Here is a 17,594-nt window from a genome sequence, read left to right on the forward strand (position 1 = left end):
AGCTTTCAGCCGTCACACCCCCAAGGATAGACGGCAATTGCAAGGACTCAGCTCAATATGGAGACCGTTCCCAAGTATTTCAAGGCGCGTGGCAGATTGTCGCAATCAAGGCTGTCCAGCCAGTGTAAATCAGCCCAACTGCGCAGCCAGGTGAACTGGCGCTTCGCCAATTGGCGCGTGGCGATGATTCCACGTTCCTGCATCTCGGCTGACGTCAGCTTGCCATCCAGGTAATCCCAGACTTGTCGGTAGCCTACAGCGCGTATAGACGGCAACCCCGAATGCAGGTCACTTCTTTTACGCAGGGCTACGACCTCATCAATGAATCCCTGTTCCAACATTTGTGTGAATCTTTGTTTAATTCGCTCATGCAGCACCTGGCGATTTGCCGGGGCAATGGCCAAGTTTGCGACAGTATAGGGCAATTGTGGGCGTCCCGAAGCGCCTGCTTCAGTACTTTGCGCAGATTGTCGTGCGCGCAGCTCGGTCATGCTCTGGCCGCTGGCCCGATAGACTTCCAGCGCCCGGCTCAGACGCTGCGGATCATTGGGGTGAATGCGGGCCGCGGAAACCGGGTCGATCACCGCCAATTGATCGTGCAGGGCCTGCCAGCCAAGGTGGGCCGCCTGCGCCTCGATCTCGGCACGAATCTGCGGATCGGCGGCGGGCATCTCGGCCAGGCCGTCGATCAACGCCTTGTAATAAAGCATGGTGCCGCCCACCAGCAGCGGGATCTTGCCGCGCGCGGTGATGTCGGCCATGGCCTCAAGGGCATCGCGGCGAAAATCCGCGGCCGAATAGGCATCGGCCGGGTCGAGAATATCGATCAGGCGGTGGGGGAACTCGGCCAGCAAAGCCTTTGAGGGCTTGGCCGTGCCAATGTCCATGCCCCGGTAGACCAGCGCCGAGTCGACGCTGATCAGCTCGCAGGGCAGCACCTTGGTCAACTCGATGGCCAGGTCGGTCTTGCCCGCAGCGGTCGGGCCCATCAGGAAAATCGCTGGAGGGAGCTGGCTCATCAACGACCGCGCAAGAACAGTTTGTCCAGATCGTCCAGGCCCAATTGGGTCCAGGTCGGTCGGCCATGGTTGCATTGACCGCTGCGCTCGGTGTTTTCCATGTCACGCAGCAGACCGTTCATTTCCGGTACGGCCAGGCGCCGGTTGGCGCGGATCGCGCCGTGGCAGGCCATGGTCCCGAGCAACTCGTTGAGGTGCGCCTGGATCCGATCGCTGGTGCCGTACTCCATCAGGTCCGCCAGGACATCCTGCACCAGGCGGTTGGCCTCGGCCTGCTTGAGCAGCGCCGGGATCTGCCGGATACCCAGGGTTTCCGGACCCAGGCGCTGCAGCTCGAAGCCCAGGCGCTGGAACCAGCTGACGTGCTCTTCGGCACAATCGGCTTCGCGCTGGCTGACCGCCAGGGATTCGGGCACCAGCAACGGCTGGCCGCTCAGGCCTTCGCTGGCCATCGCCACCTTCAGACGCTCGTACATGATCCGCTCGTGGGCGGCGTGCATGTCCACCAGCACCAGGCCCTGGGCGTTTTCCGCAAGAATGTAGATGCCCTTGAGCTGCGCCAGGGCGTAGCCCAAGGGTGGAATGTCGTCCTGGCCTTCGGGCAACGCCGCGGCATTCGCCTCGGGCAAGGGCGCAAAGAACTCACGATAGGCCGCCTGGGCCTCAGCCACCGGCACGCCGGCGCCCTGGGGCCGTGGCGTGTACTGGTACTGATAACCGGCACCGGCACCCGAGCCCGGCGCAGCGCCGGTATTGAATGTCGGCTGGCCCTGGGGTTGCTCAAGCAGCGCATTGGCGGCCAGGCGCATTTCCCCTTGCGGGCCGAATTCCCCGGCCTCGATCCCGGTGGGACGCACCATGCCGGCGACCGGCGCTGGCGCTGCCAACTGGTCCTCCGGACGCACATCGCCGAGGGCCCGGTGCAGAGTGCCATACAGGAAATCGTGAACCATGCGCCCATCACGAAAGCGCACTTCGTGCTTGGTCGGGTGCACGTTAACGTCGACCGCCGCCGGATCGACTTCGAAAAACAGCGCGAACGTCGGATGGCGCCCGTTGAACAGCACGTCGCGATACGCCTGGCGCACCGCATGGGCCACCAGTTTGTCGCGCACGGCACGGCCATTGACGAAGAAATACTGCATGTCCGCCTGGCTGCGGTTGAACGTCGGCAGCCCGACCCAGCCCCACAAATGCAGGCCATTGCGCTCGATTTCGATCGGCAAGGCCTGCTCCAGGAAACCCGAGCCGCAGATGGCTGCCACCCGCCGCGCACGGGCCGCATCATCATGGGCTTCGTGCAGGCTGAGGATGGTCTTGCCGTTGTGACGCAGGTGGAAGGCCACATCAAAGCGCGCCAGTGCCAGGCGCTTGATCACTTCTTGCAGGTGATCGAATTCGGTTTTTTCAGTCTTGAGGAACTTGCGTCGCGCCGGGGTATTGAAAAACAGGTCGCGCACTTCCACCGAGGTGCCCACCGGATGGGCCGCTGGCTGGACCCGCGCGGCCATGTCGCGGCCTTCGGTCTCGACCTGCCAGGCCTGGTCGGCATCCCGGGTGCGGGATGTCAGGGTCAGGCGCGCCACGGAACTGATGGAGGCCAGGGCCTCGCCGCGGAACCCCAGGCTCATCACCTGCTCGAGATCTTCCAGGTTGCGGATCTTGCTGGTGGCGTGACGGGCCAGGGCCAGGGGCAGGTCATCGGCCGGGATCCCCCGACCATCGTCGCGAACCCGCAGCAGCTTGACCCCACCCTGCTCGACATCGACATCAATGCGCCGAGCGCCGGAGTCCAGGCTGTTCTCCAGCAACTCCTTGATGACCGAGGCCGGGCGCTCGACGACTTCACCCGCGGCAATCTGGTTCGCCAGGCGCGGGCTGAGCAGTTCGATGCGCGCGCCGCTGTTCACCGAGTCGTTCATTCCTTGGCCGCCAGTTCGGTGCCTGGAATGTTCAGGTGCTGGCCGATCTTCAGCTCATCGGATTGCAGGTTGTTGGCGCTGCGCAAGGAGGCCGCAGACACCTGGTAACGCACCGCAATCATCGCCAGTGTCTCGCCGGGGCGCACGGTATGGTCGCGCGGGCCCTGGGCGATTTTCCCGGAATCACGCAGCCAGGCAATGTAGGTGCCCGGTGGCGGGTTTTGCTGGAAGAACTGCCGCACGCCGCTGCTGATGGAGCGCGCAAGGGCCTGCTGGTGGCTCGGGGCCGCCAGTTTCGAGGCTTCATTGGCGTTGGAGATGAACCCGGTTTCCACCAGGATCGACGGAATATCCGGGGATTTGAGCACCATGAACCCGGCCTGCTCGACGCGCTGCTTGTGCAGCGGCGTCACACGGCCGATGTTGCTCAAGACCTTCTGGCCAACGTTGAGGCTGGAGGTCAGCGACGCGGTCATCGACAGATCGAGCAGCACCCCGGCAAGCATCCGGTCCTTGTCGTCGAGGCTGACGTTGCCGGCACCGCCGATCAGGTCGGAACGGTTTTCGCTGTCAGCCAGCCAGCGCGCGGTCTCGGAAGTCGCACCACGGTCGGACAGGGCAAATACCGAGGCGCCGAAGGCGGCTTTCGACGGCGCGGCGTCGGCGTGGATCGAAACGAACAGGTCGGCGCCCTTCTTGCGGGCGATTTCGGTACGTCCGCGCAACGGAATGAAATAGTCGCCGGTACGGGTCAGTTCGGCGCGGAAGCCCTTGATGCCGTTGACCTGACGCTGCAGTTCACGGGCGATGGCCAGCACCACGTCTTTCTCACGCTGGCCACGCGAACCCGAGGCGCCCGGGTCTTCACCGCCGTGACCGGCGTCGATCACCACAATGATGTCACGCTTGCCGGGTGGGGCTGGTGGTGCAGGTGGCAGCTTGATTGCCGGCGCGGTCGGCGTCACCGGCACCGCCGGAATGGTCGCAACGCTAGGCGTCGGGGCCGGCGGCGGTGCGGCGTCGGCCGGGTTGTCGAACAGATCGACTACCAGGCGGTTGCCATACTGCGCATTGGGCGGCAGTACGAAGCTTTTCGGGGTCACCGCCTTTTTCAGGTCGATGACCACCCGCAGGTCGGTCGGCGTACGCTGGGCCGAACGCATCGAGGTAATCGGGGTGTTCGCGGTGGCGACGTTGAGCGGTGCGCCGAGTACGGCACCATTGATGTCGATCACCAGGCGATCTGGGGCCGTCAGGGTAAAAACGCTGTGCTGGACGGTGCCAGACAGGTCAAACACCAGTCGCGTGTTGTCCGGTGCCCGCCACAGGCGAACACTGTTGACCTTGGTCGCGGCCACAGCGTCAACGGCCAGTGCCGTAAGCAGCATTCCTACGACAGCAACCAACGCGCGAAAGCGCATACCTAACCCCATCATTTATTTGAATTCCAATGCCAAAGCGGCACACCAGGTCTCGCCACGCGGGCCCTGGGGCAACAAACTCAGCGAACGTCCGCTGTCATGCGGGCTAATGGTAATGGTCAGGTCGGGCTTTGGCAAAAAGCCTGCACCCTTCTGGGGCCACTCGATCAAGCACAACGCATCGTCTTCGAGGTAATCACGAATACCCAGGTACTCCAACTCTTCCGGATCGACCAAGCGGTACAGGTCGAAGTGGAAAGCGCGGATCTCACCGATTTCGTAGGGTTCGACCAAGGTGAATGTAGGGCTCTTTACCGAGCCTACATGGCCCAGGCCGCGAATGATGCCCCGGGACAGGGTGGTTTTACCCGCCCCCAGGTCGCCGTCCAGAAACACGATGCCATGCCCCTGGGTCACTTGGGCAATTCGGGTACCCAGCGCCACCATGGCGTCTTCATCAGCCAGATACAGGGTTACTTCAGACACGGTGCTTGCTCCTCCAGCAACTGACGAATGGCGGGAATCAGATCACTGGCCGCCAGCCCTCGGCCCAATTTACCTTCACGCTCGCCCGCCGTGGCATGTAGCCATACCGCCAGCGCAGCGGCCTCGAACGCAGCCATCCCCTGGGCCAGCAACGCCCCCAGCAAACCGGCCAGGACATCGCCCAGGCCCGCGCTAGCCATGGCCGGGTGACCACGGTCGCAACGATAGACACGACCATCGGGGCTGGCGATCAGACTGCCCGCCCCCTTCAATACGGTGACCGCATCAAATCGCTGGCTCAACGCGCGCGCCACGCTAAGACGGTCTGCCTGAACCTCAGCTGTCGAAATCCCCAATAGTCGCGCCGCCTCGCCTGGATGCGGGGTGATCACACAGCCCTTGGGCAGGCTGACACCACCATGGGCCAACAGATTCAGCGCATCGGCATCCCAGACCTGGGGCAGCGCTGTGTTCGCGGCGGCCGACAACAGGCTGCGCCCCCAGGCGCCCTGCCCCAGCCCAGGCCCCACCACCAGCACTGACGCCTGTTCCAGCAGGCCCATCAACTGGTTCGCCGACGAGGTGCCCAGCGCCATGACTTCGGGCAACCGGGCCAGTGCCGCCGGCACATGCTCGCTACGGGTGGCCAGCGAGACCAGCCCGGCCCCACAACGCAGGGCGCTCTGGGCACTGAGCAGGATGGCGCCGCCAAACCCGCGGTCGCCGCCGATCAACAACACATGGCCAAACTGGCCTTTATGAGCGCTCGCCGAACGTGCGGCGAGCCTCGGCAAATGGCCGGGGTCCAGTGACTGAACGTCGGGTAAAGGGTGATTTGTCTGCGGCATGCGTCTTCGGGCTCCGATGTCTGGCAGAATTATACGCACCTCAGACTCCGGTTTCTCTTGTCTCATGCCCGCAATTACTACAGACCTCCCCGCACTCGCCCAATCGATCAAGGACTGGGGCCGCGAACTGGGCTTTCAACAAGTCGGCATCAGCGGTCTGGACCTGGCTGAGCATGAGCAGCACCTGGAGCGCTGGCTCGCCGCCGGCTACCACGGTGAAATGGAATACATGGGCGCCCACGGCAGCAAACGCTCCCATCCCGAGGAACTGGTGCCGGGCACCTTGCGCGTGGTCTCGCTGCGCATGGACTACCTGCCCGGCGACACCCAGATGGCGCAGTTACTGGCCCAACCGGAAAAAGCCTACGTCTCGCGCTACGCCCTGGGCCGCGATTACCACAAGCTTATCCGCAAGCGCGTGCAACAACTGGCAGAAAAGATTCAGGCGGTGATCGGCCCGTTCGGCTATCGAGCCTTCGTCGACAGCGCGCCGGTCCTGGAAAAAGCCATCGCCGAACAGGCCGGCCTGGGCTGGATAGGCAAAAATACCCTGGTACTGAACCGCAAGGCCGGCAGTTACTTCTTTTTGAGCGAACTGTTCGTCGACCTGCCGCTGCCCGTGGACCCACCCCACAGCACCGAACACTGCGGGCGCTGCACCGCCTGCCTGGACATCTGCCCGACCAACGCCTTTGTCGGCCCCTACGTGCTGGATGCGCGACGCTGCATCTCGTACCTGACCATTGAACTCAAAGGCCCGATACCCGAAGAGTTGCGTCCGCTGATCGGCAACCGGGTGTTCGGCTGCGACGACTGCCAGATCGTCTGCCCCTGGAACCGCTTCGCCCGCCCCAGCGGCGAAAGCGACTTCAAGCCCCGCCACAACCTGGACAACGCCGGACTGGCCGAACTGTTCCTGTGGGATGAAGACAAATTCCTCAGCAGCACCGAGGGCTCGCCCCTGCGCCGCGCCGGTTATGAGCGCTGGCTGCGCAACCTGGCCGTGGGCCTGGGTAACGCGCCGTCGAGCATTCCGGTGCTGGAAGCCCTGAAGGCGCGCGCGGAGCACCCTTCAGAACTGGTGCGCGAGCACGTGCAATGGGCCCTCAAGCGACATCAGGCCTCGTCGTTGTAAACGAACTTGGGCATTTCCCAATGAAAGCGGATCGCCAGCAAGCGCAGCAGGAATCCGCCGAACAGGGTGATCAGGATCGCTTGCTCCCCCGGCAACTGCAGGTACAGGCAGAACATGTAGCACCAGGCAGCCGCAAACGAGACGCTGGCGTAAAGCTCGCGACGGAAGATCAGCGGGATGTCGTTGCAGAAGATGTCGCGCAGGATGCCGCCGAATACCCCGGTGATCACCCCGCTGACAGACGCCACCAGCATGCCGTGGCCCATTTCCAGGGCGGTCATGCAACCGATCAGGGTAAAGGCCACCAGCCCTACGGCGTCCAGCACCAGGAACAGCGAGCGCAGGTGGCGCATCCAGCGCGCAGTGAACACGGTGAACATCGCCGCCACCGATGTCAGCACCAGGTACTCCGGGTGCTTGACCCACGTCAGCGGGTAATGCCCCAGCAACACATCACGCACTGAACCACCGCCCAGGGCGGTGACGCAGGCAATCAGCACCACACCGAACCAATCCATGCCCCGACGGCCGGCAGACAACGCGCCAGTCATGGCTTCAGCGGTAATGGCAATCAGGTAGAGCATCAGCAACATGGTGGCGGTCCTTGCAGGAAGGCGCGCAGTCTAGCCATTTCGGATCGGCACCAAAAGAGGGCATATGCTGATCAGCCTGCTTTGCTGGGTCAGGCTTTGATGAAGTGCTGGCGGTAGTGCTGCAACTCGGCGATGGATTCGCGAATATCGTCCAGCGCCAGGTGGGTGCTGCCCTTTTTGAAGCTGTCGCGCACCTCCGGTGCCCAGCGTGCGGCCAACTCTTTCAGCGTCGAAACATCCAGGTTGCGGTAATGGAAGTAGCTTTCCAGGGATTTCATGTGGGTATAAAGGAAGCGTCGGTCCTGGCAGATGCTGTTGCCGCAGATCGGCGACTTGCCCTTGGGCACCCACTGCTCCAGAAACGCGATCGTCTGGGCTTCGGCTTCGGCCATGCTGATGCGGCTGTCGCGCACGCGCTGGGTCAGCCCGGAACCGCCGTGTTGACGGGTGTTCCACTCGTCCATGCCGGCCAGGATCTCGTCGCTGTGGTGAATCGCGATCACCGGGCCTTCGGCCAGGGTATTGAGATTGCTGTCGGTGACAATGGTCGCCATCTCGATGATGACGTCGGTGTCCGGGTTCAGACCGGTCATTTCCAGATCGATCCAGATCAGATTCTGTGGGTTTTGCATGTGTCGGCTCCTAAGCAGTGTTGCGCAGTTTAGCCTAGGCAACCCCGTGGGCGTGCTAAACTCGCGGCCGTTTTACCTAATCGCTGCATTATCAACACGGAACACCCATGGCCAAACGCCAACTCAATCGTCGTCAAAACTGGCGCATCGAAAAGATTCAAGGCGAGCGCGCCGCCCGCGCCGCCAAACGCGAATCCAGCGCCGTGCAAGCGCTGGAAGGTGGCGACCTCGGTCCCGAGCAGACCGGCTTGGTCATCGCCCACTTTGGCGTCCAGGTCGAGGTCGAGGCTTTCGAAGGCGAACTGGCCGGCCAGGTGTTCCGCTGCCACTTGCGCGCCAACCTGCCTGCGCTGGTGACCGGCGACAAGGTCGTCTGGCGTGCCGGCAACCAGGGCATCGGGGTGATCGTCGCGCAACTGCCGCGCAACACCGAGCTGTGCCGTCCGGACAGCCGTGGCCAGCTCAAGCCGGTCGCGGCCAACGTCGACATGATCGTCATCGTCTTCGCCCCGCTCCCCGAGCCCCACGCCAACCTGATCGACCGCTACCTGGTAGCCGCCGAACACGCTGGCATCCGCCCGTTGTTGCTGCTCAACAAGTTCGACCTGATCGACGAGCACAACGCCCCGGCGCTCAACGCCCTGCTGGCGGTGTATCGCACCCTCGGCTACCCGGTGCTGGAAGTCTCGGCGCATCACGGTAACGGCATGGAAACCCTGCAACAGCAGCTGGACGGACGCATCAGTGTGTTTGTCGGCCAGTCCGGCGTCGGCAAGTCGTCGCTGGTCAACAGCCTGCTACCGGAAGTCGAAACCCGCGTCGGGCCGCTGTCCGAGCTGTCTGGCCAAGGCACGCATACCACCACCACCGCGCGGTTGTTCCACTTCCCAGGTGGCGGTGAGCTGATCGACTCCCCGGGCATTCGTGAGTTCGGCCTGGGCCACGTCAGCCGCGCCGACGTCGAAGCCGGTTTCATCGAGTTCAACGACCTGATCGGCACCTGCCGCTTCCGCGACTGCAAGCACGACCGCGAGCCTGGCTGCGCCCTGCTCAAGGCCCTGGAAGATGGCCGCGTGCAGCAGCAACGGATGAACAGCTACCGCTCGATCATCGCCAGCCTGCCCGAAACCTGCTACTAAACAGACGCGCTCGCCGCTCCAACGCTGATGGAGCGGCGGGCCGTTCGTACTGCCCGACAAATCCCCTCACCTTTTAAACATCAGAAATTTCTGTAGGGCCCGCGCACGCCTGCTTGTAGGGCACTTCTCTTTCTCTTTGCCGGCCTTGCGACCCCCATTCAAGTGCATACATTCACTCTCTCTCGCATTCAGGCGATACCGAGGGAAACCCATGCAAACCTATCATCTGTTCATCAGCCACTCGTGGAACTACGCCGACAAACACGATCGGCTGGTGGAGTTGCTGACCGCACACCCGACCTTTTCCTTCAAGAACTTCTCGGTGCCGCCGCAAAATCCGATCGTCGGCGCCTTGAACGACATGCAACTGGAACTGGCCATCGAAAACAAGATCCGCCCCTGCTCTGCGGTGTTGATCATGGCGGGCGTGTATTCGACGTACAGCAAGTGGATCAACAAGGAAATCGAGATTGCCAAACGTCTTGGCAAGGTGATCATCGCGATCAGGCCTTTCGCCGCCGAGCGCATGTCGACGGTCGTGCGTGACGCGGCGCACGCCGAATGTGCGTGGAACACCGACAGCATCGTCAACGCGATCCGCCAGCACACGGCGGTATAACCATGCGCAAGGGATTGTTCATCGGCATCAACCACTACAACCACGTCACACCACTGAGCGGCTGCAACAACGACGCCATGGCCATGGCATCCTTGCTGGAGCGCCATGCCAGCGGCCGCCCCAACTTCAGCAACAAGATCATGACCTCCGCCGAAGAAATCCTGACCGGCCGGCTGTTGAAGCAGAGCATTCAAGAGTTGTTCTCCGGGGATTGTGATGTCGCCCTGTTGTACTTCGCCGGCCACGGACAATTTGACACGAGCATTGATGAGGGATTGCTGATCCCCCAGGATTTCGAACGCAGCGATGACGGCATCCGCATCAGCGACATCCTCCTCTGGGCCAGCAATGCCACCCAGATCAAAAACAAAATCATCATTCTCGATTGCTGCGAAGCCGGCGCGGCCGCCGATGTCCGCGGTTTAAGGGGTGGAAGCAGCATGATCGGTGAGGGCTTGACCATCCTCACCGCGTGCAAGAAAGAGCAGCCCGCCATGGAAAGGGCCGGCCACGGCGTTTTTACCGGCCTGTTACTGCAGGCATTACATGGCGGTGCGGCCAACGTACTGGGCAAAGTCACACCCGGCAGCGTCTACTCGTTTGTCGACAACGCGCTGGGCGCGTGGGAGCAGCGTCCAGTCTTCAAGACCAACGTGTCGCAATTCGTCGCCTTGCGCGAAGTCGCGCCGCTGATCGCCGAGGACACACTGCGAAAACTGCCCCAATGGTTCCCCGAGGCCAGTTTTGTCTTCCCTCTGGACCCCAGCTTCGAACCCACGGAAAAGGCCTACAGCCCCGAGAACGGCGACATCTTTGCCCAACTGCAAAAGTGCAATCGCCACAGCCTGATCGAGCCCGTTGACGCCGAGCACATGTACTACGCCGCCATCCACTCCACCGGTTGCCGGCTCACCGCCCTCGGCGCCTATTACCGCGAACTCGCGATCAAGGGACACTTCTGATGCCCGTCTTTATCAGCTACCGCCACACCGACCGCCCCATAGCCATGACCATCAACGAACGGTTGAGCCAGGCTGGGATAAAAACCTATCTGGATGTACTGGATCCCGAATCGCAAACCACCGACGACATCACCGGGGTAATTACCCGCAACATTACCGAGTGCAGCCATTTGCTGGCAGTGGTGTCGGACAAAACCGCGCACTCCTGGTGGGTACCCTTCGAAATTGGCGAAGCGACCATCAGTGATCGGCGAATTTGCTCATTCAAGACCGGCGCCGGCGAACTGCCAGAGTACCTCGACAAGTGGCCAAAACTGTCGAGGATTGCCGACCTCGATTTCTTTATCGACGCCTACCGCGACGAGCAGACACACAGACGCGCAATGACGCTGGACTCGATCGTCAGCAACGAGTCGCTACGCGCGAACAACCGGACTAATGCAGATCGCTTCCATACCGAACTCAAGGCCAGGGTACGCCGCGGCTTTTAAAGCGAACGGCGAGCATAAAAAAGCCGACATCGCTGTCGGCTTTTTTGTGGGTCACTGCTTGGGCGGCTCTGCCGGCTTGGGCAGCGGATCATCAAACAGATTCAAGCGCTCGCGCAGCTCATGGGCCGGCAGCGGTTGCTGGTCTGCGGGCAAGGCGTGCGGGTCGACCGGCACCGCCGGTACTTCGCCCGGGGCGCCCTGGCCCTGGGTGGGTACCGGTGCCGGTTCGGCGCCCTGCTCGCCTTCGATGGCACGCTGGGCTTTCTTGGTCAGGACCACAATGTCGATCCGGCGGTTGATCGGGTTGAACGGGTTCTTGCGGTCGAACATGGCCGACGACGCGTAGCCCACCACCCGCGCCACCTGGGTCTCCGGATAGCTGCCCGCCACCAGCGCCCGCCGGGCGGCGTTGGCACGGTTGGACGACAGCTCCCAGTTGCCGAATTCACCGCTGCCGGTATAAGGCTTGGCATCGGTGTGGCCGCTGATGCTGATCTTGTTGGGCACCGCCTTGATGGTGTCCGCCATGGCCAGCAGGATGTCTTCGAAGTACGGCTTCAGGCGTGCACTGCCGGAGTCGAACATTGGCCGGTTTTCCGAATCGATGATCTGGATGCGCAAGCCGTCCGGGGTGATCTCGAACAGGATCTGGTCCTTGAATTTCTGCAGTTGCGGGTTTTCTTCGACCTTGTTCTGCAGTTCCTGCAGCAGCAGTTCGAGGCGCTCTTGCTCGACCTGTTCGGCCATGCCTTCGGCCTGCTCGGTATCGACCGTCACCTTGTCCGGCTGTGGCTGGAATTTGGCCTCGGGGTTGAGGGTCTTGTCCGGCGCCAGCTCCGGCGAACCGCCGAGGTCGATGACGTACGGCGTACCGCTCTCGGTGAAGCCGATCGGGTCCTTGAAATAGCCGGCGATGGCGATCTTCTGCTCCGGCGTGGCGGTGGACAGCAGCCACAGCACCAGGAAAAACGCCATCATCGCCGTCGCGAAGTCAGCGAACGCGATTTTCCAGGCGCCCCCGTGATGCCCGGCCGCGATGCGCTTGACGCGCTTGATGATTATCGGCTGATTGTTTTCCATGACTCAGCGACCGCGAACTGCTTGTTCCAGCTCGGCGAAGCTAGGACGGTGCGCCGGGTACAGCACCTTGCGCCCGAATTCCACCGCCAGCGACGGCGGCATGCCGGAAGCCGAGGCCACCAGCGAGGCCTTGATGGCTTCGTAGACGTTCAGCTCTTCCTTGGCGTCGTGGGCCAGGGAATGGGCCAGCGGACCGAAAAAACCGTAGGCGGCGAGAATACCGAAGAAGGTCCCCACCAGTGCCGCACCGACGTGCAGGCCGATAGACTTCTGGTCGCCCTCGCCGAGCGAGGCCATGGTGACCACGATCCCCAGTACCGCCGCGACGATACCAAAACCGGGCATCGCATCGGCAATGCCGTTGACGGCATGGGAGGGGTGTTCCAGGTCTTCCTTGAGGCTGTACAGCTCCATGTCGAACAGGCCTTCGAGCTCATGGGGCGCCATGTTGCCGGAGGACATGATGCGCAAGTAGTCGCAGATGAACGCGGTCATGCGTTCATCCTTGAGCACCGTCGGGTACTTGGCAAAAATCGGGCTGGCGGCGGCGTCCTCGATATCCCCTTCAATCGCCATCATGCCTTCGCGGCGGCTCTTGTTGAGGATCTCGTAGATCAGGCCCAGCACCTCCAGGTAGAAGGCATGGGTGAAGCGTGTGCTGAACATGCTCAGGGACTTCTTGAGCACGTGCATGGTCATGTAGCTGGGGTTGGCCTGGAGGAATGCACCCAGGGCTGCGCCGCCGATAATCAGCACCTCGAAGGGCTGGATCAGGGCGGCAATCTTGCCATGGGAAAGCACGTATCCGCCGAGCACGCTCGCGAATACGACGATGATGCCGATAATTTTAGCCATAGGTAGAAGGTACTTACTTAAGTCGGGTTCAAGGTCATATTCGGAAGTTAAACAATCTCTTCTTCTACTTATCGGCAAAACTGCGCCAGACTATAGCCAGTTATGGCGAAAAGCCAATTTGCCCCGCCCCGGGCGTGTTTGAAGTCAACGATGATCGCGTCCGACCATGGTTAATGAAACGAACGTCCCAACGGCAATCCCCTCTACCCTGCAGGACTGGGTCCAGCGCCTCGACGCGGTGGTCTTGCCTGTCCCGCAGGCCAGCCATGACCGCGTGAGCAAAGCCATCAACAGCAGTCGCAGCTCCCTGCGCGATATCGCCGACTTGATGCAAGGCAGCCCGGCCCTGGCCCTGAGCGTGATCCGCGAAGCCAATCGTCACGCCCGCGGCAGCCTCAGCGAACCCTGTGAAAACCTGGAAGTAGCGCTCAATCGCCTGGGCCTCAAACGCACCGCCGAACTCCTGGCGCGCCTGCCCGCCATGCCCGAGCGCGATATCCCGCCGGCACTGCGCAAACTGCAACTGATCAGCCAGCACGCCTCGCAACAGGCCAACGGTTTTTTTGCCAGCCGCCTGGCGCGCCTGTGGCAGGACATCCACTGGGGCAGCCTGTTGTTCCTGGCCCCTCTGTGGCCGCTGGCCCTGAGTCATCCGCAGTTGCTCCAGGAATGGGAACGCCGGGTGATCCACCAGGGCGAATCAGCGCGCAAAGTCGAAAAACAGCTGTTCGGGGTGCGCCTGCTGGAACTCTGCCAGGTGCTGGTAGAGCTGTGGCACCTGCCCTTCTGGGTCGCCCAGGGCTATCGCCTGCTGCTCACCGAACAACGCGAACTGGTGCAAGTGCTGCACATTGCCCGCGACGCCGACCATCCCCTGCGCCAGCAAAACCGCCTGGATGACGACCCGACCCTGCGCCGCTGGCTCAACCAGCCCGCCAACAGCGTGCTGCTGGCCAACGGCCTGGCCTTGTCGGCCCAACAGTCCTGGGTCGGCCCGCACACCCTGCGCTGGCAGTACCTGACCAGCCTTTACCTGCAGATGCCGATGGATGAGGTGCAACAGCAACAGCACCAACAGGCCGTGCAAAGCGCGCGCAACCACGGGCAGCCCGACCTCTGGCACCCGGCCGAGGCGCTGCTGTGGCCCTGGGGAGAAGGCCAGGGCCGCGGCGAACAGACTCCCACTGCCCCCTCGGCCGAAGACCTGCAGCGCTGGCGCAAGCACTGCGCCCAACTGCTGGCCGAGCCGAGCCCGTTCAGCAACGCCCTGCACCTGACCACCTGCGCCCGGGACGCCCTGGCCGCCTGTGGCATGCGCCGGGTCATGCTGCTGATGGCCGACCGCACTCAGAGCAACCTGCGTGTCCACCAGACCTGGGGCTTGCCCAAGGACAGCGCCACCCTGCAACTGGCGGTTGGCCAGAGCAGCGTGCTGCAGCGCTTGCTCGCGCAACCGGCGCAATTGCGCCTGACCCCCGCCAACCATGCCCAGTTTTGCGCCCACCTGCCGCAGAGCCTGCGCGCGCTGTTCGACGGCGAGCACCTGCTACTGCGCTCTCTGGTCAACAAGGGCAAGGTGGTCATGTTGCTCGTCGCCGACCAGGGTGGCGGCGCGTTTGCGGACATCAGCGTCCAGGCCTTCGGCAAAACCGCGCAGTGCATCGAAAAGGCTCTCAATAGCTATAGCGCGCGCTGACCCCTCGCCCATCCGTTTTTCCGCCGACGGATTTGCCAATCTGGCGAAGTGATACTAATCCTTACTCACCAGCGATCATTCTGCGCAGCCCCCCGAGCAACGGCGGGGGGCGTGATACGTCAACAGTCCCTCTCCAAGGACAGGAATTATGTCTGGCAGTCTTTCTTGGGCACGACTGGGCCGTCGTGGATATGGCGTTTTCTGGGTGATCGGCGGCCAGGCAGCGCAGAGCCTGACCAGCTTCCTCACAGGCCTGGTGCTGGGTCGCTGCGTCTCGCAAGAAGCCCTGGGCGCCTATGCCCTGGGCTTGAGCTTCTGCTTCCTGATCATCTCTTTGGGCGACACGCTGATCGCCACGCCCTACACCTATCTGCGCGCCAGCGGCGAAGGGGAGCCACACGCCCTGTTCAGCAGCGCCTTGTGGGGCAGCGCCGCGCTCGGCCTGGTCGTGGCGTTGCTCCTGACCCTGCTGCACCAGTTCGGCGCAGGCTTGCCCAGCGAGCTCTGGCCCGCCCTGCCCCTGGCCGTGATGGGCCTGGTGATGCGCGAGTTTCTGCGCCGGCATTTCTACGTGATCAACCGCTCCAGACAAGCACTGGTCCTCGACCTGACCAGTGCCGTGGGCCAGTTGGCCGCCCTCGGGGTACTGGCCTGGGCCGGATGGCTCAGTGCCGAAGCCGTGTTCTTTGCCATCGCCGGGGTGTGTGCCCTGTCCTTTGCGCTGAGCCTGCCTCAGGCCCAGGCGTCATTCTTCTGGCCACCCCTCAGGCAACTGGCGACCCAATGGCGAGCCTTCCTGGCCTACGGCGGCTGGCTGGTGGCCGGTGGGCTGTGCCATGTGGCCAGCGTGCAGCTGTATCCGTGGCTGGCGCTGCTGGGGGGCGGCCAGGCGATGGCCGGTCTCTACGCCGCCTGTATCGCGGTCACCAACCTGATCAATCCGTTGCTGATCGCCCTGACCAATCACTTCCGCCCACGCTTCATTGCGCACTATCAAGAGGCAGGCCGGGCACGTTTGCTCCCTTATATGCTGCTGCGGGCGCTGCCATTCCTGCTCCCGGCCCTGGGGTTCGTGCTGCTGGCATGGCTGGCGGGCGAGCCGTTACTGGGCTTGCTGTACGGCCCCGATTTCAGCAAGGGCGGCCCGGCGCTGGTGTACCTGGCCTTCGGCCTGTTGGCCGTAGCAGCCGCCGCACCGATACAACTCGGGCTCCTGGCCTTGCGGGCGCCGGTGAGCAACCTGTTCTACCACGGCACCAACCTGACCGTGCTGGTGGTCATGGCCCTGATCTGGCACGACCGGCTGTCGCTAGAACTGCTGGCCCAATTCTATTGTGGCGCAAATGTTGCTGGCCTTTTGATGCTAGCGACTATGTTTCTGGTAATGGCAAAAAAAACTAATCGCTGCACTGGAGAAATACAGGCGAGTGACTAAAGTGACACTTCTGCCTAATGGCTATTAAGTATCAAAACGCCACAATTTCGCTGTTATCGCTGGAACTATCTGTAACAAGAAACACTTAAGGGCCCTTGATCTGCGCAGTAGGGGCCGGCGAATGGATTGGACGTTTTATCAGACTCAGGTTTTTGGCCAAGGAGTTAACGTCATGCGCAAGATAGTAGTAACTGGCGGTGCCGGCTTTGCAGGCTCACATATTGTCGACGAAGTTTGCCGGCATTTCTCTGACGCCAAAGTTGTGGTCTTCGACAAGATGACTTACGCCGGTGATGTCCGAAATATTTCCCATCACTTGTTTCCCAACCGCGTCCAGTTGCTGGTCGGTGATGTTGCCGACCTGGATATGTGCCGCCGGGTGGTCAAGGACGCGGACCTGGTAATCCACGCCGCAGCCGAGAGCCATGTGGATAACTCGTTCGGCAACTCCCTGGAGTTCACCCGCACCAATGTGCTGGGCACCCATGCGTTGATGGAAGCCTGCCGCCAGGAGAAGGTCAGGAAGATCGTCCATGTCAGCACCGACGAGGTCTACGGCCAGGTCATGGAAGGCGCGGCCAGTGAAAACGAGGTCTTGCGCCCCACCAACCCCTACTCATCCTCCAAGGCCGCGGCCGAGATGATCCTGCAGGGTTACCTGCAGTCCTACCACGAACCCATCGTGATCATCCGGGCCAACAACCTCTATGGCATCCGCCAGTTCCCGGAAAAAATCATCCCGCGCTTTATCTGCCACATGCTGACCGGACGCAAACTGACCCTGCATGGCAATGGCACCAATCGACGGCACTACCTCAGTGCGCAGGACTTCGCCGAAGCAGTGGTATTCGTCGCTGAAAAAGGTGAAGTCGGCGAGGTCTACAACATCGGCACGACCGAGGAATATACCAACCTGCAAGTGGCCGAACTTATCAGCAAGGCCTTCGACAAACCCTCGCGCGAAGTCATTACCTATATCCCCGACCGGCCGTTCAACGACGGGCGTTACTCCGTGTCCTGGGACAAACTCATGCACATGGGTTGGAAGCCCAAAAACAACCTGAGCGACGATATCGGCATGTTAGTGGACTGGTACCGCGACAACTTCGCACGCTACCCGGAGTTGTTTGGCGAGTTGCCCGCGAGCGCTGCGGTCGAGGTCGAAGTCGCGGGCTTGCTGCCGGTGCAGGAAGTCTCCAACGGGCTCGCCAAAGGCCTTAGTTCCTGACTCAGCGTTGTTGTCACTTGCGCAGTTGAGGCG

General features: G+C 62.3%; 17 protein-coding genes. 8 read left to right on the forward strand and 9 right to left on the reverse strand.

Annotated features, from left to right (window positions below; genetic code table 11):
* Window positions 1–47: 47 nt before the first annotated feature.
* The 5 genes from miaA to Q1W70_RS07670 are packed head-to-tail and all read right to left on the reverse strand — an operon-like array spanning window position 48 to window position 5,696.
* Window positions 48–1,019, reverse strand: a complete 972-nt coding sequence (gene miaA / locus Q1W70_RS07650; RefSeq protein WP_166589831.1) for a tRNA (adenosine(37)-N6)-dimethylallyltransferase MiaA — start codon at window positions 1,017–1,019, stop codon at window positions 48–50.
* Entirely contained in the window at window positions 1,019–2,941 is a 1,923-nt protein-coding gene (gene mutL / locus Q1W70_RS07655) for a DNA mismatch repair endonuclease MutL (RefSeq protein WP_436799881.1), read from the reverse strand. The genes miaA and mutL overlap by 1 nt, the downstream gene beginning before the upstream one ends.
* Window positions 2,938–4,374: an N-acetylmuramoyl-L-alanine amidase gene (locus tag Q1W70_RS07660; RefSeq protein WP_198422822.1), complete on the reverse strand. Its 1,437-nt coding sequence runs from the start codon at window positions 4,372–4,374 to the stop codon at window positions 2,938–2,940. The genes mutL and Q1W70_RS07660 overlap by 4 nt, the downstream gene beginning before the upstream one ends.
* A gap of 3 nt (window positions 4,375–4,377) precedes the next feature.
* Entirely contained in the window at window positions 4,378–4,848 is a 471-nt protein-coding gene (gene tsaE / locus Q1W70_RS07665; RefSeq protein ID WP_302098729.1) for a tRNA (adenosine(37)-N6)-threonylcarbamoyltransferase complex ATPase subunit type 1 TsaE, read from the reverse strand.
* The gene (locus tag Q1W70_RS07670) at window positions 4,836–5,696 is read right to left on the reverse strand and encodes an NAD(P)H-hydrate dehydratase (protein WP_265537113.1); all 861 of its coding nucleotides are present in this window, start codon (window positions 5,694–5,696) and stop codon (window positions 4,836–4,838) included. The genes tsaE and Q1W70_RS07670 overlap by 13 nt, the downstream gene beginning before the upstream one ends.
* Window positions 5,697–5,760: 64 nt before the next feature.
* On the opposite strand from Q1W70_RS07670, the gene queG reads away from it, so the two are divergent.
* Entirely contained in the window at window positions 5,761–6,831 is a 1,071-nt protein-coding gene (gene queG / locus Q1W70_RS07675; protein WP_302098730.1) for a tRNA epoxyqueuosine(34) reductase QueG, read from the forward strand.
* Here the strand turns inward: queG and Q1W70_RS07680 are convergent.
* Both Q1W70_RS07680 and orn read right to left on the reverse strand, forming a co-directional pair.
* Entirely contained in the window at window positions 6,813–7,424 is a 612-nt protein-coding gene (locus Q1W70_RS07680; protein WP_166589826.1) for a trimeric intracellular cation channel family protein, read from the reverse strand. The two genes, queG and Q1W70_RS07680, sit on opposite strands and share 19 nt — an antisense overlap.
* Window positions 7,425–7,513: 89 nt before the next feature.
* Complete coding sequence (gene orn, locus Q1W70_RS07685) at window positions 7,514–8,056, reverse strand: oligoribonuclease (RefSeq protein ID WP_166589825.1); 543 nt, start codon at window positions 8,054–8,056, stop codon at window positions 7,514–7,516.
* A 107-nt stretch (window positions 8,057–8,163) separates the two neighbouring features.
* On the opposite strand from orn, the gene rsgA reads away from it, so the two are divergent.
* From rsgA to Q1W70_RS07705, 4 genes are all read left to right on the forward strand, one after another.
* On the forward strand, window positions 8,164–9,195 hold the full coding sequence (rsgA, locus tag Q1W70_RS07690; RefSeq protein ID WP_302098731.1) for a small ribosomal subunit biogenesis GTPase RsgA: 1,032 nt from the start codon (window positions 8,164–8,166) through the stop codon (window positions 9,193–9,195).
* Window positions 9,196–9,406: 211 nt separating this feature from the next.
* Window positions 9,407–9,814 (forward strand): TIR domain-containing protein, encoded by a 408-nt coding sequence (locus Q1W70_RS07695; protein ID WP_166589823.1) that lies wholly within the window; start codon window positions 9,407–9,409, stop codon window positions 9,812–9,814.
* Window positions 9,815–9,816: 2 nt separating this feature from the next.
* Entirely contained in the window at window positions 9,817–10,776 is a 960-nt protein-coding gene (locus Q1W70_RS07700) for a caspase family protein (protein WP_302098732.1), read from the forward strand.
* Window positions 10,776–11,267 carry a toll/interleukin-1 receptor domain-containing protein gene (locus Q1W70_RS07705; RefSeq protein ID WP_166589821.1) on the forward strand — a complete coding sequence of 164 codons (492 nt, stop codon included), beginning with the start codon at window positions 10,776–10,778 and terminating at the stop codon, window positions 11,265–11,267. Before Q1W70_RS07700 ends, Q1W70_RS07705 begins: the two co-directional genes overlap by 1 nt.
* Window positions 11,268–11,318: 51 nt before the next feature.
* Here the strand turns inward: Q1W70_RS07705 and motB are convergent, their stop codons facing one another.
* Window positions 11,319–12,347, reverse strand: coding sequence for a flagellar motor protein MotB (motB, locus tag Q1W70_RS07710; protein WP_166589820.1), 1,029 nt, complete (start codon window positions 12,345–12,347; stop codon window positions 11,319–11,321).
* A 3-nt stretch (window positions 12,348–12,350) separates the two neighbouring features.
* The gene (motA, locus tag Q1W70_RS07715) at window positions 12,351–13,202 is read right to left on the reverse strand and encodes a flagellar motor stator protein MotA (protein ID WP_166589819.1); all 852 of its coding nucleotides are present in this window, start codon (window positions 13,200–13,202) and stop codon (window positions 12,351–12,353) included.
* Between the two features lie 166 nt (window positions 13,203–13,368).
* On the opposite strand from motA, the gene Q1W70_RS07720 reads away from it, so the two are divergent.
* The 3 genes from Q1W70_RS07720 to Q1W70_RS07730 all read left to right on the forward strand — a co-directional run bounded on the left by Q1W70_RS07720 (window position 13,369) and on the right by Q1W70_RS07730 (window position 17,561).
* Window positions 13,369–14,898, forward strand: a complete 1,530-nt coding sequence (locus tag Q1W70_RS07720) for an HDOD domain-containing protein (RefSeq protein ID WP_166589818.1) — start codon at window positions 13,369–13,371, stop codon at window positions 14,896–14,898.
* Window positions 14,899–15,046: 148 nt separating this feature from the next.
* The gene (locus tag Q1W70_RS07725; RefSeq protein WP_302098733.1) at window positions 15,047–16,333 is read left to right on the forward strand and encodes a lipopolysaccharide biosynthesis protein; all 1,287 of its coding nucleotides are present in this window, start codon (window positions 15,047–15,049) and stop codon (window positions 16,331–16,333) included.
* 172 nt (window positions 16,334–16,505) lie between these two features.
* On the forward strand, window positions 16,506–17,561 hold the full coding sequence (locus Q1W70_RS07730) for a GDP-mannose 4,6-dehydratase (RefSeq protein WP_166589816.1): 1,056 nt from the start codon (window positions 16,506–16,508) through the stop codon (window positions 17,559–17,561).
* Window positions 17,562–17,594 lie beyond the last annotated feature (33 nt).

Origin of the sequence: Pseudomonas kielensis (assembly GCF_030505375.1) — a bacterium.
In the GTDB taxonomy this organism is placed as follows: Bacteria; Pseudomonadota; Gammaproteobacteria; order Pseudomonadales; family Pseudomonadaceae; genus Aquipseudomonas; species Aquipseudomonas kielensis.